Raw genomic sequence first — 18,469 nt, forward strand, 5'->3', positions numbered from 1 at the left:
CCATGCCCCGCATCCCACAGAAGGAACTGGACGAGTTAAAGCGCAGCGTGTCGTTAGCCGCGCTGGCCGAATCGCAGGGGCACAGGCTGCGCCAGCAGGGGCGTGACCGGGTGCTGCTGTGTCCCTTCCATCAGGAGAAAACCCCCTNGCTGGTTATCAGCCCGGAGAAAAACCTGTATCACTGCTTCGGCTGCGGTGCGGCCGGGTCGGTGGTGGACTGGATGATGAAAACCGAAAACTTCTCCCTGCCCAGGGCGGTGCTGCGGCTGCGTGAGTTCGCCGGTCATAACCCTTCTTCTTCAGCCGCTGCCGTTCCTGCTTCGCCACCACGTCAGACCCTCACCGACCTCGACGACGACGGCCAGGCGCTGCTGGGCCAGGTGGTAAACGGGTATCACCGCAATCTGCTGAACAGCCCGGAGGCACTCGCCTGGCTGGAGAAGCGCGGCCTGAATCATCCTGAACTGGTCAGCCACTTTAAGCTGGGGTTCGCCGGGGCGCACGGCGTGGCGGGTCTGCTGCCGTCAGTGAGCAGCAAAGAGGGTAAACGGCTGCGTGACCGCTTAACACTGCTGGGCGTGCTGCGCGNAACCACCCGCCAGGATCACTTCCGCGGCTGCCTGGTGGTGCCGGTGGTCGGCTGGTCGGAAAGCGGTAATGCGGCGCAGCGCGGGCGGGTGCTCCAGCTGTACGGGCGCAGAACTCTGACCGACAGTCAGATCAAAAAGGGNTCGGCCCGGCATCTCTATCTGCCCGCGCCGCTGGTTGGGGTATGGAACGAGCAGGCGCTGAAAGCCTCGTCAGAGGTGATCCTGTGCGAAGCGCTGATCGACGCCATGACCTTCTGGTGTGCCGGTTACCGTAATGTGATCGCCGCGTTCGGGGCCAACAGCTTTACCGCCGATCATCTGGCGGCGCTGCGCTGGCACGGGGTAAAGCGGGTGCTGATCGCCTTCGACAGGGACGAAGCCGGGGATCGGGGGGCTGAAGCGGTGGCCGGGGAGTTGCAGCAGGCCGGGATCGACGCCTGGCGGGTGCGCTTCCCGCTGGGGCTGGATGCCAACGCCTACGCGCTGAAAAGCGGTAATCCNGAATCCGCCTTCGCGCTGGCGCTGGAGTCGGCTTCCCGGATGCACAGCGGCACGGTGGCCGCATCTGAAACCGTGACGGCCAGCGGNGATAACCCTTCTTCCTTAACCGCCCTCCCTTCCTCACAACCTGCTGCAATCCCGCTTATCGCCTGTGAAACCACGCCATCCGGCGAGCTGCTGTTACGCTCGGGTCCGCGCGTGTGGCGGGCGCGCGGCTGGCAGAAAAATACCCTGTCTGCCGCTCCTGCGCATCCCTGCGCCCGCGGCACTAAGGCTTCCTGCCTGTCGGAAGTGATGAAGGTCAATGTGCGGGTGCTGGACGGATCATCCGGTGCGTTCCACGTTGACCAGCTGGATATGTACCACGCGAAGCAGCGCCAGGCGTATATCAGCGCGGCGGCAAACGAGCTGGGCTGTGAACTGTCGGTTATCAAACGTGAGGCCGGGCAGGTGCTGCTGGCGCTGGAGCAGCAGCAGGACGAACGGCTGAAAGCGGCGGAGGCGGAGCAGGCCTCCGGGGCCGTCACGGTAACCGCTGAAGACGAAACGGCGGCGCTCGGGTTACTGAAAGACCCGCAGCTGGCGGAGCGTATCGTGAATGACCTGGCGGCCTGTGGCGTGGTCGGCGAAGCCGCCAACCTGTTAACCGGCTACCTGGCGGCCACCAGTCGCAAACTCGATAAACCGTTAGCCGTGCTGATACAGAGCAGCTCGGCGGCGGGTAAATCGTCGCTGATGGACGCNGTTCTCGGCCTGATGCCGGAAGAAGAGCGCATCCAGTACAGCGCCATGACCGGGCAGAGCCTGTATTACCTCGGNGAAACCAGCCTGCAACACAAGATACTGGCAATCGCCGAAGAAGAAGGGGTACGCCAGGCGGCNTACGCGCTGAAGCTGTTGCAGAGTGACGGCGAGCTGAAAATAGCCAGCACCGGCAAGGACGAGGCAAGCGGCGAACTGGTCACCCGCGAGTACCGCGTCAAAGGCCCGGTGATGCTGATGCTCACCACCACCGCNATCGACGTGGACGAGGAGCTGCTGAACCGCTGCCTGGTGCTGACGGTCAACGAGTCGCGGGAGCAGACGCGGGCAATACACGCCATGCAGCGCCACGGCCAGACGCTGGAAGGGCTGCTGGCCACCTCGGAAAAAAGTTACTTAACCGGGCTGCACCAGAACGCCCAGCGGCTGTTACGTCCGCTGAAGGTGGTTAATCCTTACGCGGAACGGCTCACCTTCCTGTCAGACAAAACCCGCACCCGGCGCGACCATATGAAGTACCTCACCTTAATCCAGGCGGTGGCGCTGCTGCACCAGTACCAGCGGACGGTGAAGCGCACGGCGCATCGCGGCGAGGTTATCGAGTATATCGAGGTGCAGCCGTCGGATATCGCGTTAGCCAATAAGCTGGCGCACGAAGTGCTGGGCCGCACGCTGGACGAAATGCCGCCGCAGACGCGGAAACTGCTGGTACTGCTGAAAGCCTGGGTCGGTGAAACCGCACAGAAACAGGCGGTGAAACCGGGCGAGCTGCACTTCACGCGGCGGGACGTGCGGGAGCGGCTTCACTGGGGCGACACGCAGTTAAAGGTTCACCTTGCCCGGCTGCTGGAAATGGAATACCTGCTGCTGTACCGGCGCGGCCTGAGCCATGAATACGCGCTGCTGTGGGACGGTGAGGAGGGCGACCGGGCGCACCTGTGCGGGCTGCTGGAGGTGGCAGAAAGCGGAACCACTGACGAGGGCGGCGCGGACCGGTCGGGGTGTCAGGCCGTCCGGTCGGATATCAGCGGTCACCGGTCGGCCTCTGGTCGGGATGCGGTCGGTGGCCGGCCGGACAGGACAAAACCGGCTTCAGGTCAGGCAGCACGGGGCGTGGAGAGCAAACCGGTCGGGATAAACGGAAACGCAGTAATAAGAGAAAAAAAGAAAGCGCCGCTGCCGCCTCCGCCCCCGTTATCCGCACCCTCTTCTTAACCGCCAGTCCTGACAACGGAGCGTCAACATGGCCAACCGCAAACCCGCCGCAAACCGCCTGCTCAGCGTCGATGATATCTACCGCCAGCCGGTCGGCCCGGCGCATGACCCGAAAAGCCTGTACGCGCTGCTGCTGCGCTTCGTGAAGTGGCGACGGGAACGCAACTGGTCGGAAACCACCCTGAAAGTACAGACGCACCACGGCTACCGCTTTATCTGCTGGGCGCAGGAGCGCGGCATCCATCATGCCGCAGACGTCACCCGCCCGGTGCTGGAGCGCTGGCAGCGCCACCTGTACCGGTACCGCAAGGGCAACGGCGAGCCGTTAAGCCCCCGCACCCAGCGTACCGCCTTACAGCCGCTGCAGGTGTGGTTCCGCTGGCTGGCGAAGCAGAATCTTATCCTGGCCAATCCCGCCGCCGACCTTGAGCTGCCCCGGCTGGAAAAGCACCTGCCGCGCACCATCCTGAGCGTGGAGCAGGTGGAGGACATCGTAAACCTGTGCGACCTGAACACGTTGCAGGGCATGCGTGACCGGGCGCTGCTGGAACTGCTGTGGTCAACGGGCATCCGGCGCGGCGAGGTGGCGCGGCTGGAAACCTGGAGCGCGGACTTCAGCCGGAAGATACTGACCATCGTGCAGGGTAAGGGAAAGCAGGACAGGGTTATCCCGGTGGGTGAACGGGCGCTGTGGTGGCTGCGGCACTACCTGCATGAGGTCAGGCCGGAGATAGTGGCGGTGGCCGGGTGTAAGGCGCTGTTCGTGGCGATGGACGGCGTGGCCGGACTGACGGCGAACGGCATCACGCACGCGGTGGTGCCGTATCTGCGGGCGGCTGGGATAGAAAAAGGCAGCTGCCANCTGTTTCGGCACGCGATGGCGACGCAGATGCTGGAGAACGGCGCGGACCTCAGATGGATACAGGCGATGCTGGGCCACCGCAGCGTGGAATCCACACAGATATATACGCAGGTGAGCATAAAAGCGCTTCAGGCGGTGCATGCTTCAACCCATCCGGCAGAGCGTGAAGCTGACAGCGAGCATAAAGGTGAGTATGATTAAATCCTACTCACCTGAAGGAGAGAAATATGCGCACCACACAACAAATGAGCATCACCCTGCCGAATGAAATGGCTGCTCAGATAAAATCGCGGGTTGCCAGCGGAGAGTATGCCTCAGAAAGTGAAGTTATCCGTGAAGGGCTACGCGCGCTGGCAGCGCGTGACCATGCTGTGGAAAAATGGCTGAGCGAGCAGGTTGTACCCGCGTATGAAGCACTAAAAACCGATCCAGAACGCGGTATCAGTGGCATACAGCTGCGTGAAAAACTGGCAGAAGAGCACAGGAAACTCAGTAAAGGATGAATGAGTATCAGGTGATCTTCTCACCGGAAGCGGAAGAACAACTCCTTACGCTTTACCGATATATCGCAGAAGCCGCGAATGCTGTTACGGCGCAAGAGGATGCTGTGCCTGGTGATGTTGGCCGGGGCGGTAGCGTGCACGGGCGAAAAAGGCGCGTCGGGGAAAAAAGTTGCGGTACCGGAAGTGCAACAGAAAAAACCGGTTGTAACTCACGGAAAGCACAGGGAAATATGCCGTACGCCGGGTAACTTCGCAGCGGAAGAAGTTGTTGTGGAGAATAATGCGCTGAGTCTGCCGTCCGGCCTGCAGAGTTACGTTCAGGCGGTGGCATCGTGGGATCAGTATGCCGTGACAAACGAACTGACGCCGGAGCAGAAACAGGCCGGGCTGAATAAGCTGGCGCAGGGTGATATGCCGGAAGGGGCAAATATTCCGAAGGCGATTGTTGAGGCATATAAAGATGGTGTACTGGCAGCGGGAGCCGCTTATTTAGGGCCGGCGGCATCGGCAGGTAAAGTGGTGGGTGGCGCAGTAATAGCGGAAATCGCCAACGGGACATATCAGTGGTTCGATCTGAGTCAGCTTGGAAATGAAAGTAAAACCTGGGATTATAAGGGAAGTATCTCGTCAGGAATTACGGGAGCGCTGGCTCCGGGCCGCGGGGTCTGGCAGAACGCGGGGATCTCAGCAGGTGCGACACTCTTTATTGATGGCCCGGATAAAGGCGCTTTAGCTGGATCAGGAGCTGTGATCCTACCCGCCAATAGTGGACACGCGACTAAGTGAGTAAACTCTCAAGCAAGAGGTGACTCATGACAAAACCAGCATCAACCAGCAAAAAGCCACGCAAACAACATACGCCTGAATTTCGCAACGAAGCCCTGAAACTTGCTGAGCGTATCGGTGTGGCTCCAGCTGCCCGTGAACTCCGTCTGTATGAATCGCAGCTTTATGCCTGGCGCAGCAAGCTCAAAAATGCACATTCCTCTTCTGAACGTGAGCAGGAAATGTCTGTTGAAATTGCCCGCCTTAAGCGGCAACTGGCGGAGCAGGCTGAGGAGCTGGCCATTCTCCAAAAGGCCGCGACATACTTCGCGAAGCGCCTGAAATGAAGTATGTCTTTATCGAAAAAAATCGGGCTGAGTTCAGTATCAAGGCCATGTGTCGTGTGCTTAGAATTGCCCGAAGCGGCTGGTATGTCTGGTGCCTGCGTCGCCATCAAATCAGCCCGCGCCAGCAGTTCCGCCTCATCTGCGATAAGGCCGTCGGTAAGGCATTTACTGAGGCAAAACAGCGTTATGGCGCACCTCGTCTTGCTGACGAGCTGCCGGAGTACAACATCAAAACCATTGCCGCCAGCCTGCGACGTCAGGGGCTGCGGGCGAAAGCGGCCCGCAAGTTCAGTCCGGTCAGTTATCGTGAACACGGCCTGCCCGTGTCAGAGAACCTGCTGAAACAGGATTTTTACGCCAGCGGCGCAAACCAGAAGTGGGCAGGTGACATCACCTACTTACGTACAGATGAGGGCTGGCTGTATCTGGCGGTGGTCATTGACCTGTGGTCGCGTTCCGTCATTGGCTGGTCGATGTCGCCGCGTATGACCGCACAACTGGCCTGCGACGCACTGCAGATGGCGTTGTGGCGGCGAAAACGTCCTGAAAAAGTGATTGTTCACACTGACCGTGGTGGGCAGTACTGTTCATCGGATTATCAGAGCTTGCTGAAATGTCATAATCTGCGCGGGAGCATGAGCGCAAAAGGCTGCTGTTATGACAATGCCTGCGTGGAAAGCTTCTTTCATTCGCTGAAGGTGGAATGTATCCACGGAGAACGCTTTGCCAGCCGGGAAATAATGCGGACAACGGTGTTTAATTATATCGAGTGTGATTACAATCGGTGGCGTCGTCACAGTGCCTGTGGCGGCCTTAGTCCTGAACAATTTGAAAACCAGAACCTCGCTTAGGGCTGTGTCCACATTACGTGGGTAGGATCACTGGATGGGCATTCGGTGCAGCGGTAGGAGCACTTTCACCACATGTACTAGAACCTGTTTTAGGGCCAAGCTCTGGTTTTGTGAGTGATGTTATTGGTTCTGTTGGTGGTGAATTTATTGGTAATAAAATCAAAGATAAAATAAATGCACAGGATACTAATAATGCTGATAAATAAAAAAAACCCGAATATAACTTTAAGGATTTTATTTTTAAGCGTTATTTATCTTATTGTTTGTTGCATTATTTTTTTCTTTATAGCTAATGCTGCGATTGACTTAATTTTTGATGGTAAGGTGAATTTAACCCAAGAGGTAATCATAGAAATCATAGTTGTAAGCATTATTGCGGGTACTGCGGGAGGTTTAGGTTCATGGATCTTCGCCAAAATAGACGAACGCAAGGCCCGTACCCGCCCCCCTTCTGATCGTGAGTAACAGAGATTAATATCCAGCTCAATGAGCAAAATCCCGGCCACCATGCCGGGATTTTACTTTATAAGCCAGTCAGTTACCCTTCCTCCGCCAGCCGGATAATCAGCTGCCCCGGTTCCGTGATCACCTCGTTCTTCTGCCCGGTATCAAATCCCAGCGCCGCCATCCGGTGTCCCTTCAGGGTAATGGACGGTGACGGCAGGTGCTTAATATGATCGCGGATATAGCACAGGGTATAACGCCTTGATTTGATCCCAGCCTGGTGATGGCCAGGGAGAGGATGCGAAAAACCTGTTTGGCGTNAACCTGTCTTACGGCAGCCAGTCGTCAAAATCTCAGCAGACGCAGACCTCGAACCAGAGCCAGGGCAGCACCCTNACCGCCGGCAATAACCTCAATATTCGCGCCACCGACGCGGATATCACCGTTCAGGGCAGCCAGCTGCAGGCCGGCAGGGATCTCGGCCTGGCTGCCGCCCGTGACGTCAACCTGCTGTCGGCGCAGAACACCTCGCTTCTTGAGGGGAAAAACGAAAGCCACGGCGCTTCCGTCGGCGTTGGCATTAATTTCGGCGGGGATAAAAACGGCCTGACCCTCAACGCCAGCGGCAATAAAGGCACAGGTTCGGAGNACGGCAACGGCGTCACGCATACNGAAACCACGCTCAACGCCGGTCATCATCTGACCATCAGCAGCGGGCGTGACACCACGCTGACCGGCGCACAGGTCAGCGGCGACAGCGTGACGCTGGACACGGCCCGCAACCTGACATTAACCAGCGAGCAGGACAGCGATAACTACGACTCGAAGCAGCAGAATGCCAGTGCGGGCGGCAGCGCTGGCGCTGGCGGCCCCGGCGGTTCGTTTAACCTCAGCCGTGATAAGATGCACAGCACATGGGATTCGGTGCAGGAGCAGACCGGCATCTTTGCCGGCAAAGGCGGCTTTGACATCACCACCGGCGGGCATACACAGCTCAACGGCGCGGTTATCGGCAGCACCGCCACGGCGGATAAAAACCGCCACGGCGGATAAAAACCGCCTTGATACCGGCACGCTGGGCTTTGCTGATATNGATAACAGGGCCGACTATAAGGTCGAACACCTGAGCNCCGGCTTCAGCACCGGCGGCAGCACGGGTGGNCAGTTCCTGAGTAATCTGGGCAGCACCCTGCTGGTCGGNGCCAACGGCGAAGACCACGACAGCTCCGCCACCCAAGCGGCGGTATCTGACGGCAGCATTATTATCCGTGATAAGAATGCGCAGCAGCAGGATGTCGCTGACCTGANCCGCGACGTGGAGCATGCCAGCCAGACCCTTTCCCCGATATTCAACAAGGAGAAGGAGCAGCAGCGGCTGCAGGAAGCGNAGAAGATCGGCGAAATAGGGGCGCAGGCGCTGGATATTGCGGCGGATCGAAGCCACGCATGCGGCAAATGATAAAATTGCCGGGGCCACGCAGCACGACCGCGATGAAGCCCTGTCCGATCTGAAAAAGCAGGATCCGTCGAAGCAGTACGACAGCGCGGATATNGAAAAGCAGGTCTACCAGAACTTCTATAATCAGGCGCTGACGGAAAGCCAGTTCGGCACGGGGGGGAAAGTGCAACAGGCCATCCAGGCCGCCACGGCGGCGGTGCAGGGCCTGGCGGGCGGCAATATCGCGCAGGCGATGGCGGGCGGAGCGGCACCGTATCTGGCGGAGGTCATTCATAAAATGACCGAGGACAAGACGGTGCCCGGCGGTATCAACGTTGAAGCAAACCTGATGGCGCACGCGGTACTGGGTGCGGTGGTGGCACAGACGAGCGGTCACTCCGCTCCTCTGCTAAACCATTTCCAAACTGATGGTTTAGCCAGTCCTGTTTACAGCGTTGATCAGCTGCTTTATCAATATGAAGAAACGGGATGTCCCCCTCTCTGGTACTTACGGCACGCTTATGCCACCGCTCAGAGGTTTCATCCGGGCGGCTGAATTAGCCCGACATTAACATGTATCACCTTACTCTGGGCAATCGCCTTTCCTCTTCGTATCTGATATTTATCCCTGCCAGCAAGCAGCCTGATGACCTGCTGTTACTCCGTTGACATGAAAACCGTTAACGTTTGTGGGTCAGTCATAACGGCTAAACGACAGAATGCGTGCAGGGGCTCTGGCCGTGAGAAAGGGAATGATCTTATAACCCGCGAAGAGAACTTCACGTCAATAAATAACAGCATTTCCGCATTTGATATCGTTAACATTAAAGCCTGCGCTTTAATAAAGAGAAAAACTTAACAAAGAAATTACTTAAATAACTCCAAATATAATTATTAGCGCAAAGCCAACCCCTTTACTCTTTATAAAACATTTGATAGATTTTCTTTCGCGCAGCGTGAATTAACCTCATCGCCCCAACATAGCAGGCATTAGCGAAAAGGCTTACCGTTTTTTTGCGTTATCTTATTAAACTATGAGATAGCGAGACAAACGCCTCTGTAAAGAGGGAACTTCAAAATAAGCAATAAGGATATAGTAATGAAAGTAAAAGTTATGGCAGTGATTTTGGCCTTAAGCGCTCTGCAAGCCAGCTTGCTGGTGCATGCAGACAGTCATGCTCTATCGATCGGCTATGCGCAAAGCCGGGTGCAGGATTTTAAAAATCTGCGGGGTGTTAACCTCAAGTATCGCTATGAGCCGAATTCTTTACTTGGCGTCATCACGTCATTCAGCTATATGTCTGCTGGAGGACACGAGTTTGATTCGCTCAGCTGGGGGGACACATATTACGACGACCGTATAAAAGTAAAATACTATTCGTTACTTATCGGTCCGTCTTATCGAATTAACAAATATGTTTCACTTTATGCCGTTAGTGGTTTAGGTAGCAGTAAATTAGATCTCACACAGAACTACCGCCATACTAATTATACCTATACTGAACACACGGCTAGCAACACGACTTCATTTGCTTATGGTGCAGGTGTACAGATTAACCCTCTGAAAAATATTGCCATCGATATTAGCTATGAAAAAAGTAAAATCAATGCAAAAAAAATCAATGGCTTTAGTATGGGCATTGGCTATCATTTCTAAATGCAATCGCTGCCATGCCCACCGTGGACAGAGGGAACTAAAATAAAAAAAGCCACAGGATGCTGATGTCAAACTGAGCATCCTGTCCATACAATTCCGTTGCGCCTGTACTTTTCATAAAATATCAGAAAAAATTAATTCGCTTTTCAATCTGCTGAACATACCTTACCTTGCAAGCACCTGCGTTTTCCGCAACACAAAATCTAATGTCGATGCTTACCCAAAAAGGGGGTTAACTGATGGCGGCAATAAAAAGATGCCGCCAGATGCAATTAGCCCATTGCAGACGTCGCTTTCCTGATTTCCACCAGGCAGCTCATGGCATTGGGGCCTTGAGTCAGTGACGAGGTGCCGATATCCAGCGTCAGTACATTCGGATTGCCTGCACGGTCGTAAGGCCGCCACGCCTGGCCAAAACCGGGATCAAACCAGGCTCCGGTGGCGATAAGCACCACCTGCGGGCATACGCCATCGCTAATACGCACACCGGCCTGCATACGTCCGCGATCGTTAAAGACATTAATAACATCACCGTCGCTGATGCCGCGCGCTTCTGCATCCTGCGGGTGCATTAACAGGGTTTCACGTCCGGCGGTTTTGTTGGCCTGTACGCCGGGCGTGGCATCCATCTGGCTATGCAGACGGTCATGGGGCTGAATCGAAATCATATGCAGCGGGAAGCGCTGGCCAACTTCCGCCCCCAGCCACTCCTGCGGCGGCTGCCACTCCGGGTGCGGAGCGAAATCGGCCAGCCGGAACCCCGCAATGGTTTCACTGAACAGTTCAATTTTGCCGCTGGCAGTGCTCACCGGATGCTCAAGCGGATTTTGGCGAAAATCCGCCATAAATACCCACGGCTTATCCGGCGGCGGGATCTCAACGTGGCCCTGCTGCCAGAAGGTATCGAACGCCGGAAAATCAATACCTTTGCCGGAATGAGCCTGCGCGCACTGTTGGTAAAGATGCTCTATCCACGCCATTTCATCGCGCTTTTCGGTAAAGCTGTCGCGATAACCAAGACGCTCCGCCAGATCGGCAAAAATATCAAAATCGTTGCGCGCCTGATGCTGTGGCTCAATCGCCTGATGCATTGCAAATACAAAGCGGTCCTTCGACGATCCGCCAATATCATTGCGCTCCAGTGAGGTGGTCACCGGCAGCACGATATCCGCCATCTGCGCAGCAGGCGTCCAGACGATATCCTGCACCACCACCGTATCAGGGCGTTGCCAGCCGGCAACCAGACGGTTGAGCTGCTGATGATGGTGGAAAGGATTCCCACCCGCCCAGTGGATCAGATGGATATCCGGGTAAGTATGGCTTTCCCCCAGGAAGCGATATTCCGTGCCGGGATTGAGCAGCATATCGCTGATGCGCGCCACCGGAATTGCCTGACTGGCAATCGGGTTCACGCCGGTAGACATCAACGGAGAAGGCCCCTCCGTGCGCGGGTTGCCCACGCTGTTCATTGAACCGTGGCCGAAGGAGAAGCCCGCCCCCGGCAGACCCGGCTGGCCAAGCATCGATGAAAGCGCAATCATCATCCAGTATGGTTGCTCACCACGGTGGGCGCGCTGTACTGCATAGGAGCAGGTAATAAAGCTGCGTTTGCCGCACAGCTGCCGCGCCAGCAGGGCGATACGCGCTGCCGGGATAGCGGTGATTGCACTGGCCCACTGCGGGGTTTTCGGCTGGCCGTCACTCTCACCCAGCAGGTAACCACGCAGCTGCGGATAGCCCACACAGTGCGATTGCAGGAAAGCGTTATCAACCGCGCCGAGGCGTTCGATTTCGTAGCCGATCGCCAGCATCAGCGCCACGTCGGTATTTGGGCGGATCGGGATCCACTCTGCGTTAACAAATTCCGGGCAGTCGTCACGCATCGGGCTGATATTGATAACCGACGTGCCTTTTGCCGCCAGCTGCAGCAGCGCGGGCTTCAGGCTGTGCTCTCCCGCCCCGCCGGACGCCATCTGGCCATTTTTCAGCGCCAGCCCGCCAAAGGCGATAAACAGCTCACAGTGTTCCACCACGCTGGGCCAGTCGGTGACGCGCCCGGTCAGCGGCATATAAGTCCCTATCACATAAGGCAGAAAAAACTGTGCCGCTCCCCAGCTGTAATTACCCTGCTGGTCAATGCCGCCACCGCCAAGGTTATAAAAGCGTCTGACCAGCGTGCGTGCGTGGTTAACGCGCCCGGCAGATGACCATCCGTAGGAGCCGCTAAAGATGCCGCTGGCACCATAACGCTCACGCACCCGCCGGTTTTCATCCGCCACCAGGTCAAGCGCGGTTTCCCAGTCTACCGCGACAAAATCCTCACGCCCGCGCAGAGTTCTGTCACTTTTTTCGCGTGACTTAAGCCACGAGCGGCGCACCATCGGCTGACGAATGCGCTTATCCGAATAAACCAGTTCGGGGATGGAATTAAGCAGGGGGGACGGATCCCGGTCGGCAAAAAAAGGCTCACATCGCAGCAGTTTTCCCTTTGCGACAACGGCGCTGAAAGCCCCCCAATGGGCGAGATGTGGCACTTTTTTGATCGTCATGGCAGGTTCCGTTAGACAGTTTTTTTTGCCGAATCAGAGTAGCATTTTTCACGAAGTCGTAGCACGCACCGTTTATCTTCAGAATGGGCGTCGGGGCTATACTGGCAGGCTTGCAGTCACCGACGCTTTCCGCAACACTAAGTAAAATGTAAACGCTTACCCAGGAAGGTTTTTCATCGATGGCCACGATAAAGGATGTTGCCAGGCTCGCGGGCGTTTCGGTAGCCACCGTATCCCGCGTGATTAATCACTCGCCTAAAGCCAGTGAAAGTTCCCGCCTTGCCGTCACCAGCGCGATGGCGTCTTTACAGTATCACCCCAACGCCAACGCCCGTGCGCTTGCACAGCAGACCACCGAAACGATCGGGCTGGCGGTAGGTGATGTCTCCGATCCCTTTTTTGGCGCGATGGTAAAATCGGTGGACGAAGTCGCCTGGCAGACCGGTAACTTCTTGCTGATTGGTAATGGCTATCACGATGAGCAAAAAGAGCGCCAGGCGGTTGAGCAATTAATCCGCCACCGCTGCGCTGCACTGGTGGTTCATGCCAAAAAGATCCCTGATGAACATCTGCTGTCGCTGATGGGGCAGATCCCCGGCATGGTGCTGCTGAACCGCGTGCTGCCGGGGTTTGAAACACGATGCATCGCGTTGGATGACCGCTACGGCTGCTGGCTGGCAACGCGTTATCTTATCCAGCAGGGGCACCAGAATATTGCGTTTATCTGCTCGAATCACGCCATCTCCGATGCCAGCGATCGCCTGCAGGGCTACCACGATGCGCTGAAGCAGCACAACCTGCCGTGTCACGATCGGCTGGTCGCCTTTGGTGAGCCGGACGAAATCGGCGGCGAACAGGCGATGACCGAGCTGCTCGGCCAGGGCAAAACCTTTAGCGCCGTCGCCTGTTACAACGATTCAATGGCGGCCGGGGCGCTGGCGGTACTGAGCGATAACGGCGTGCGGGTACCGGAAGAGATGTCGCTAACCGGTTTCGATGATGTGCTGGTTTCGCGCTATGTTCGCCCGCGCCTGACGACGATCCGCTACCCTATTGTGAATATGGCTCAGCAGGCGGCCATATTAGCGCTGGCGCTGGCTCACGGCCAGCCGCTGCCGGAAGTGACTAACCTGTTCAGCCCAACGCTGGTACGCCGCCATTCGGTGGCTGCGCCGCCGGGCTAATTGCACCCGGCCTCTCACCCTGAGGCAACCGCCAGCCACTCATGGCGCAGCTTCCCCGGCCGCGCAGTCAACTCAGAGGCGGTTAAAGCTCCAGCGCCAGCAGCTCGGCCACGGTTTGCGCACGGCGGATCTGGCGCGGCTGGCCGTTTTCAAACAACACTTCCGGCAATAGCGGGCGGCTGTTGTAGTTGGATGACATTGAGGCGCCATAAGCTCCGGTATCATGGAATACCAGATAATCGCCCACCTGCACTGCAGGTAGCGCGCGGGTTTCCACCTTGCCGCCTTCCAACTGGGTAAATACGTCGCCGGATTCGCACAGCGGCCCGGCCACCACGCTTTCCACGCTATTCATCTCATCCAGCGCCCGGCCATCGCCCGCTATCGCAGAGATATGATGGTAGCTGCCGTACATCGACGGACGCATCAGATCGTTAAATCCGGCATCGACTAAAACAAAGTGACGGCTACCCATATTTTTGACCGCCCGTACCTGGCTTACCAGCACGCCGGATTCCGCCACCAGATAACGGCCCGGTTCTATTTCCAGCTTCACCGGGTGGCCAAGATGACGTTCCACGCGCTGACGCGCCGCGTCCCACAGGCCAAAATAGTGCCGGGTATCAATGGTCTCTTCACCAAAATGATACGGGACCGACAGCCCGCCACCCGCCGAGATCGCCTGCAAATCCTGACCAAAGTTAACGACCTGATTCACCATCGCATCACAGACCTGCTCCAGGTGCGCGTAGTCCACGCCGGAACCGATATGCATATGAATGCCGACCAGCTTGAGCTGATATTTCTGCATCGCCTCCAGCGCCAGCGCCATATCCTCATGCCAGATGCCGTGCTTGCTGTTCTCGCCGCCGGTATTGGTTTTCTGACTGTGACCGTGGCCAAAACCCGGGTTGACGCGCAGCCAGACAGGGTGCCCGGCAGAGACCTGACCGAGCTGATGCAGCATATCGACAGAACCGGCGTTCACCGGCACTTTCAGTTCGGCAACCCTTGCCAGCGTCGCCTCGTCGAGCAGATCGGCGGTAAATACAATCTCATCGCCCCCCGCCTGATACCCGGCGGCCAGCGCACGCTCGATTTCGCCCAGCGATACCGAATCGACCTTCACGCCCGCCGCCCGCATCAGGCGCAGAATATGAACGTTAGAACAGGCTTTCTGCGCAAAACGCACCACGTCGAACTGCTGTAGCTGGCTGATGCGTTCGCTGATGATGCTGGCGTCATATGCCCACAATGGTCCGGCATAACGGCGCGCCAGCGGCAGCAGATTTTCCCCTGTCAGGGCGGTGGTGGTATCGGTAAGCAAGCGCGGCATAAAACGGTCTCCATAAGTTGATGGCGCTATTACGCCACAACATAAGTTGGGATAAAAATATCCGTTTTGCCATACTCTATTCATCCATGATATGGATTAAACCTATTTTTGCACGGGAGTGAGAAATGGCTGGGGTTACACTGCGCCATATCGAGATTTTTCATGCGGTGGTTACCACCGGTAATTTGACCGAAGCGGCGGCGCTGCTGCACACCTCGCAGCCCACCGTCAGTCGCGAACTGGCCCGCTTTGAGAAGCTAATCGGCCTGCAGTTGTTTGAACGGGTACGCGGCCGGCTGCAGCCAACCGTACAGGGTCTGAGCCTGTTTGAAGAGGTGCAGCGATCCTGGTACGGGCTGGATCGCATTCTGAGCACGGCCGAAGGGCTGCGGCAATTTCGCCAGGGGGAGCTGTCGGTCGCCTGTTTGCCAGCCTTTGCCCAGTCGCTGCTGCCCCTGCTGTGCCAGCCATTTATGCAGCGCTACGCCGATCTGAGCCTGAATATTATTCCGCAGGAGTCGCCGCTGCTGGAAGAGTGGCTGTCCGCCCAGCGCTATGACCTTGGGCTGACCGAAACCACGCATACCCCGGCAGGCACCGAGCGCCGCGCTCTGTTTACCGGCGATGAGGTCTGCGTGCTGCCACAGGGCCACCCGCTGGCCGCACACGACTGCCTGACCCCCCAGCACTTCGCCAGCCAGAACTACATCAGTCTGTCACGCAGCGACAGCTACCGACAGTTGCTGGACGCGATGTTTAATGAACAAGGGGTGCAGCGGCGCATGGTAATGGAAACGCACAGCGCAGCTTCCGTCTGTTGTATGGTCAGGGCGGGGGTCGGCGTGTCGATTGTCAACCCGCTGACGGCACTTGATTACGCCGACAGCGGAGTCGTCATACGGCGTTTCAGCATTGCGGTGCCGTTCACCGTCAGTTTGATCCGGCCACGCCACCGACCGGCATCAGCACTGGTTGATGCTTTCAGCCAGCATCTGCATCAACAGATTGGTCTGTTCAGCCAACGCCTGCAGTATCATCTCAATTAAGCCTTACGGGCTGCGGCCGCGTGCGTATGCCGTGGAAAGTATAAAGACAGACCAGCAGGCCGATGGCCGCCAGTATCGCTGCCGATAGCGGCACCGCCGTCAGGCCGTAACCGCCACCGATCGCCGCGCCGCCAACCCAGGCACCGAGAGCATTACCGAGGTTAAATGCGGTGATGTTGAGCGTCGATACCAGGTGCGGTGCGTCTTTACCGTGGCGCACCACGTTTATCTGCAATGCCGGCATCATCGAGAAAACGGCCATCGCCCAGAGGAACAGGGTGAGTTCCGCCGGCCAAAAAGAGTGGCTGGTCCAGCTAAACAGCAGTGAGAACACGGCAATCAGGGAAAAACTGAGGATCAGGCTAAATGATATCTTCCAGTCCGCCAGCTTGCCGCCCAACAGATTACCGACGGTCAGGCCAATCCCCATCAGGAACAGCGTCCAGCTGACGCCACGCTGGCTGATGCCGGTGACCTGTAACAGTAACGGGGCGACATAGCTGAACAGCGAGAACATCGCGGCGGCAAAGAACATCGACATCAGTAGCGACAACCACAATTTGCCATTCTTCAGCGCGCTAAATTCCGCGGCGAGATGCACCGCCTTTTCATCATGCTGAGCCGGCAGGCTGGTCATCAGGCCGGCAAACGCCAGCACGCCCGCCACTGCCACGCACAGGAAGGTGGTGCGCCAGCCGAACGTTTGCCCCACCCAGGTTCCCAGCGGTACGCCAAGCACATTGGCCAACGTCAGGCCGGTGAACATCAGCGCCACCGCTGATGCCTGCTTGCCCGGAACCACCAGGCTGGCCGCAACCACCGCGCCAATGCCGAAGAAAGCACCGTGACACAGTGCCGTTACCACGCGGGCCAGCATCAGCAGGTTATAACTCAATGCCAGAGAACTGAGCATATTGCCGACAATAAAGATCGCCATCAGCAGCATCAGCGCGTGTTTACGCGGGAGCCTGGCGGTAAGCAGCGCCATGATCGGCGCGCCGATGGCCACGCCGAGCGCATAACCACTAATTAGCCAACCCGCAGACGGTATAGAGATGTGCAGGTCATTCACCACTTCCGGCAACAGCCCGATAATGACAAATTCGGTGGTGCCAATCGCAAAGGCACACAGCGCCAGCGCCAGTAATGAGACAGGCATGCTATTTACTCCCAGGAGGAAAACCATCTCTCTGCATGCAGAGAACGACAGTGATTAGGTAAAAAATCAAACTCAAGCTATGCCCGGCAACGGATACAGCACAAGAGTTTGATCGGCATCACATCACATATTTAAACACAGATAATGAGGATTGATCGTTCGTAAGTGGCAAAGATCTGCTGGCTGAGAGCGCCTGCTCTGTAAGCCAAAAATTGAGTAAACATCCGTGAAGCAAACCAAATTTCTCTTAATTTCCCACGCTCTACATCGGCTTAACCGTTCATTACTTTATGATTACTGAACATTCATTAGCAAGATTAATCTTATTTTTTGCCATAAATATTAAGACCACTATGCCCTGTGCGCCTACTGTCATCTTTTTCGGCGGTGGAGATTTATTAAAGTTATGCGACGAATAACCGATTAAGCATTGATGAGAGCATGAAAACCCCTGCCGCCCCTGATTGACTAACCACCGAGGAAAAAAGATGCGATACCCCCTTTGCCTGCTAGCCCTTTGTCTGGGAGGATGTTCTGTTGGCAAGTATGAATACAGCAGAGAAGCTCACGATCGAGTCGATATGACGGTGACCGGGATCCCAACGGTGTTGGGTATAGGTACTCTGGGAACCACCATTCCGTTAACGGCAGAATACAGCCTGACCGCAGCCCATGTGGCGAAATATTCCCTTTACCGCGTCAAAGCGTACCATCCCGATTGCGACCTGGCGGTGGTTTACCACAAAAATTCGCCCAACCCGCAGCCAAAATTCCGTAACGGCATGATCGGCGACAAGATCAATATGTATGGCTACAGCTTTATTTCGGCAATGCCGGTCGCTTCCAGCGGAACTAACCTGATCAATACCGGCCTGGTAAATAGCTGGAATAAAGCCAGCTGTGTGGTGGTTGCCACCAATGCAGGCGTGGTGCAGGGGATGTCCGGTGGCGCAGTGTATAACGCCTCAGACGACTCAATCGGCGGGGTGATTGTGGGTTACACCGCTAGCGTCAACGATAAGAAAACCGCTAAAAACCTGTATAAGGACGTTTCGCTGTATGTTCCCTATGCGCGTTTCGAAAACTGGCTAAATGATGCGGTGAAATCCTGATCCCGCCGGTGAAGAAGTTAACCAGACATAAATTCTACCGCTGCCGCCGCATGGATTGCGGTGAAGTCAGATACCGAAATTGGGCAGTCCTGCGCCTACAGTAACAGCTCAATTTCGCCGCAACACAAGATCCCCCCTTCTGCGCTCT

The 18,469-nt window shown here is 56.8% G+C and carries 15 protein-coding genes and 1 pseudogene; 12 read left to right on the forward strand and 4 right to left on the reverse strand.

The window, feature by feature from the left end; all coding sequences use genetic code 11:
- The first annotated feature begins 2 nt into the window (after positions 1-2).
- From EPYR_RS14595 to EPYR_RS14625, 7 genes are all read left to right on the forward strand, one after another.
- The gene (locus tag EPYR_RS14595) at positions 3-3,068 is read left to right on the forward strand and encodes a CHC2 zinc finger domain-containing protein (protein ID WP_014539404.1); all 3,066 of its coding nucleotides are present in this window, start codon (positions 3-5) and stop codon (positions 3,066-3,068) included.
- Between the two features lie 28 nt (positions 3,069-3,096).
- Positions 3,097-4,131: a site-specific tyrosine recombinase XerC gene (gene xerC / locus EPYR_RS14600; protein WP_014539405.1), complete on the forward strand. Its 1,035-nt coding sequence runs from the start codon at positions 3,097-3,099 to the stop codon at positions 4,129-4,131.
- 26 nt (positions 4,132-4,157) lie between these two features.
- Positions 4,158-4,433 carry a type II toxin-antitoxin system ParD family antitoxin gene (locus EPYR_RS14605; protein ID WP_012669145.1) on the forward strand — a complete coding sequence of 92 codons (276 nt, stop codon included), beginning with the start codon at positions 4,158-4,160 and terminating at the stop codon, positions 4,431-4,433.
- Between the two features lie 99 nt (positions 4,434-4,532).
- On the forward strand, positions 4,533-5,219 hold the full coding sequence (locus EPYR_RS14610) for a hypothetical protein (RefSeq protein ID WP_012669146.1): 687 nt from the start codon (positions 4,533-4,535) through the stop codon (positions 5,217-5,219).
- 26 nt (positions 5,220-5,245) lie between these two features.
- Positions 5,246-6,396, forward strand: a protein-coding gene (locus EPYR_RS14620; protein WP_104944977.1) for an IS3 family transposase whose coding sequence is annotated in 2 segments (ribosomal slippage) — positions 5,246-5,504 and positions 5,504-6,396 — 1,152 coding nt in all. Because the reading frame shifts where the segments join, the coding sequence is not laid out codon by codon here.
- A gap of 17 nt (positions 6,397-6,413) precedes the next feature.
- A complete protein-coding gene (locus tag EPYR_RS20415) occupies positions 6,414-6,602 on the forward strand; it encodes a hypothetical protein (protein ID WP_148217839.1) in 189 nt (62 codons plus the stop codon).
- A complete protein-coding gene (locus EPYR_RS14625) occupies positions 6,589-6,861 on the forward strand; it encodes a hypothetical protein (protein ID WP_012669149.1) in 273 nt (90 codons plus the stop codon). Before EPYR_RS20415 ends, EPYR_RS14625 begins: the two co-directional genes overlap by 14 nt.
- 73 nt (positions 6,862-6,934) lie before the next feature.
- Here the strand turns inward: EPYR_RS14625 and EPYR_RS14630 are convergent, their stop codons facing one another.
- On the reverse strand, positions 6,935-7,189 hold the full coding sequence (locus EPYR_RS14630) for a SymE family type I addiction module toxin (RefSeq protein ID WP_331387096.1): 255 nt from the start codon (positions 7,187-7,189) through the stop codon (positions 6,935-6,937).
- On the opposite strand from EPYR_RS14630, the pseudogene EPYR_RS19520 reads away from it, so the two are divergent.
- Both EPYR_RS19520 and EPYR_RS14650 read left to right on the forward strand, forming a co-directional pair.
- Positions 7,114-8,834: pseudogene (locus EPYR_RS19520) on the forward strand (hemagglutinin repeat-containing protein); the annotation flags it as partial. The gene EPYR_RS14630 and the pseudogene EPYR_RS19520 overlap by 76 nt on opposite strands.
- Before the next feature lie 543 nt (positions 8,835-9,377).
- On the forward strand, positions 9,378-9,935 hold the full coding sequence (locus tag EPYR_RS14650; RefSeq protein WP_012669155.1) for an Ail/Lom family outer membrane beta-barrel protein: 558 nt from the start codon (positions 9,378-9,380) through the stop codon (positions 9,933-9,935).
- A 272-nt stretch (positions 9,936-10,207) separates the two neighbouring features.
- Here the strand turns inward: EPYR_RS14650 and EPYR_RS14655 are convergent, their stop codons facing one another.
- Positions 10,208-12,484 (reverse strand): molybdopterin guanine dinucleotide-containing S/N-oxide reductase, encoded by a 2,277-nt coding sequence (locus tag EPYR_RS14655; RefSeq protein ID WP_012669156.1) that lies wholly within the window; start codon positions 12,482-12,484, stop codon positions 10,208-10,210.
- 179 nt (positions 12,485-12,663) lie between these two features.
- On the opposite strand from EPYR_RS14655, the gene galR reads away from it, so the two are divergent.
- Positions 12,664-13,668, forward strand: a complete 1,005-nt coding sequence (galR, locus tag EPYR_RS14660; RefSeq protein ID WP_012669157.1) for an HTH-type transcriptional regulator GalR — start codon at positions 12,664-12,666, stop codon at positions 13,666-13,668.
- Between the two features lie 82 nt (positions 13,669-13,750).
- Here the strand turns inward: galR and lysA are convergent, their stop codons facing one another.
- Complete coding sequence (lysA, locus tag EPYR_RS14665) at positions 13,751-15,004, reverse strand: diaminopimelate decarboxylase (protein ID WP_012669158.1); 1,254 nt, start codon at positions 15,002-15,004, stop codon at positions 13,751-13,753.
- Positions 15,005-15,129: 125 nt separating this feature from the next.
- On the opposite strand from lysA, the gene EPYR_RS14670 reads away from it, so the two are divergent.
- Positions 15,130-16,050 (forward strand): LysR family transcriptional regulator, encoded by a 921-nt coding sequence (locus tag EPYR_RS14670; RefSeq protein WP_012669159.1) that lies wholly within the window; start codon positions 15,130-15,132, stop codon positions 16,048-16,050.
- Here the strand turns inward: EPYR_RS14670 and EPYR_RS14675 are convergent.
- Entirely contained in the window at positions 16,043-17,209 is a 1,167-nt protein-coding gene (locus EPYR_RS14675; protein ID WP_012669160.1) for an MFS transporter, read from the reverse strand. The two genes, EPYR_RS14670 and EPYR_RS14675, sit on opposite strands and share 8 nt — an antisense overlap.
- A gap of 488 nt (positions 17,210-17,697) precedes the next feature.
- Here EPYR_RS14675 and EPYR_RS14680 point away from each other — a divergent pair, with 488 nt between their 5' ends.
- On the forward strand, positions 17,698-18,321 hold the full coding sequence (locus EPYR_RS14680; RefSeq protein WP_012669161.1) for a hypothetical protein: 624 nt from the start codon (positions 17,698-17,700) through the stop codon (positions 18,319-18,321).
- Positions 18,322-18,469 lie beyond the last annotated feature (148 nt).

This window comes from Erwinia pyrifoliae DSM 12163, assembly GCF_000026985.1.
Lineage (GTDB): Bacteria > Pseudomonadota > Gammaproteobacteria > Enterobacterales > Enterobacteriaceae > Erwinia > Erwinia pyrifoliae.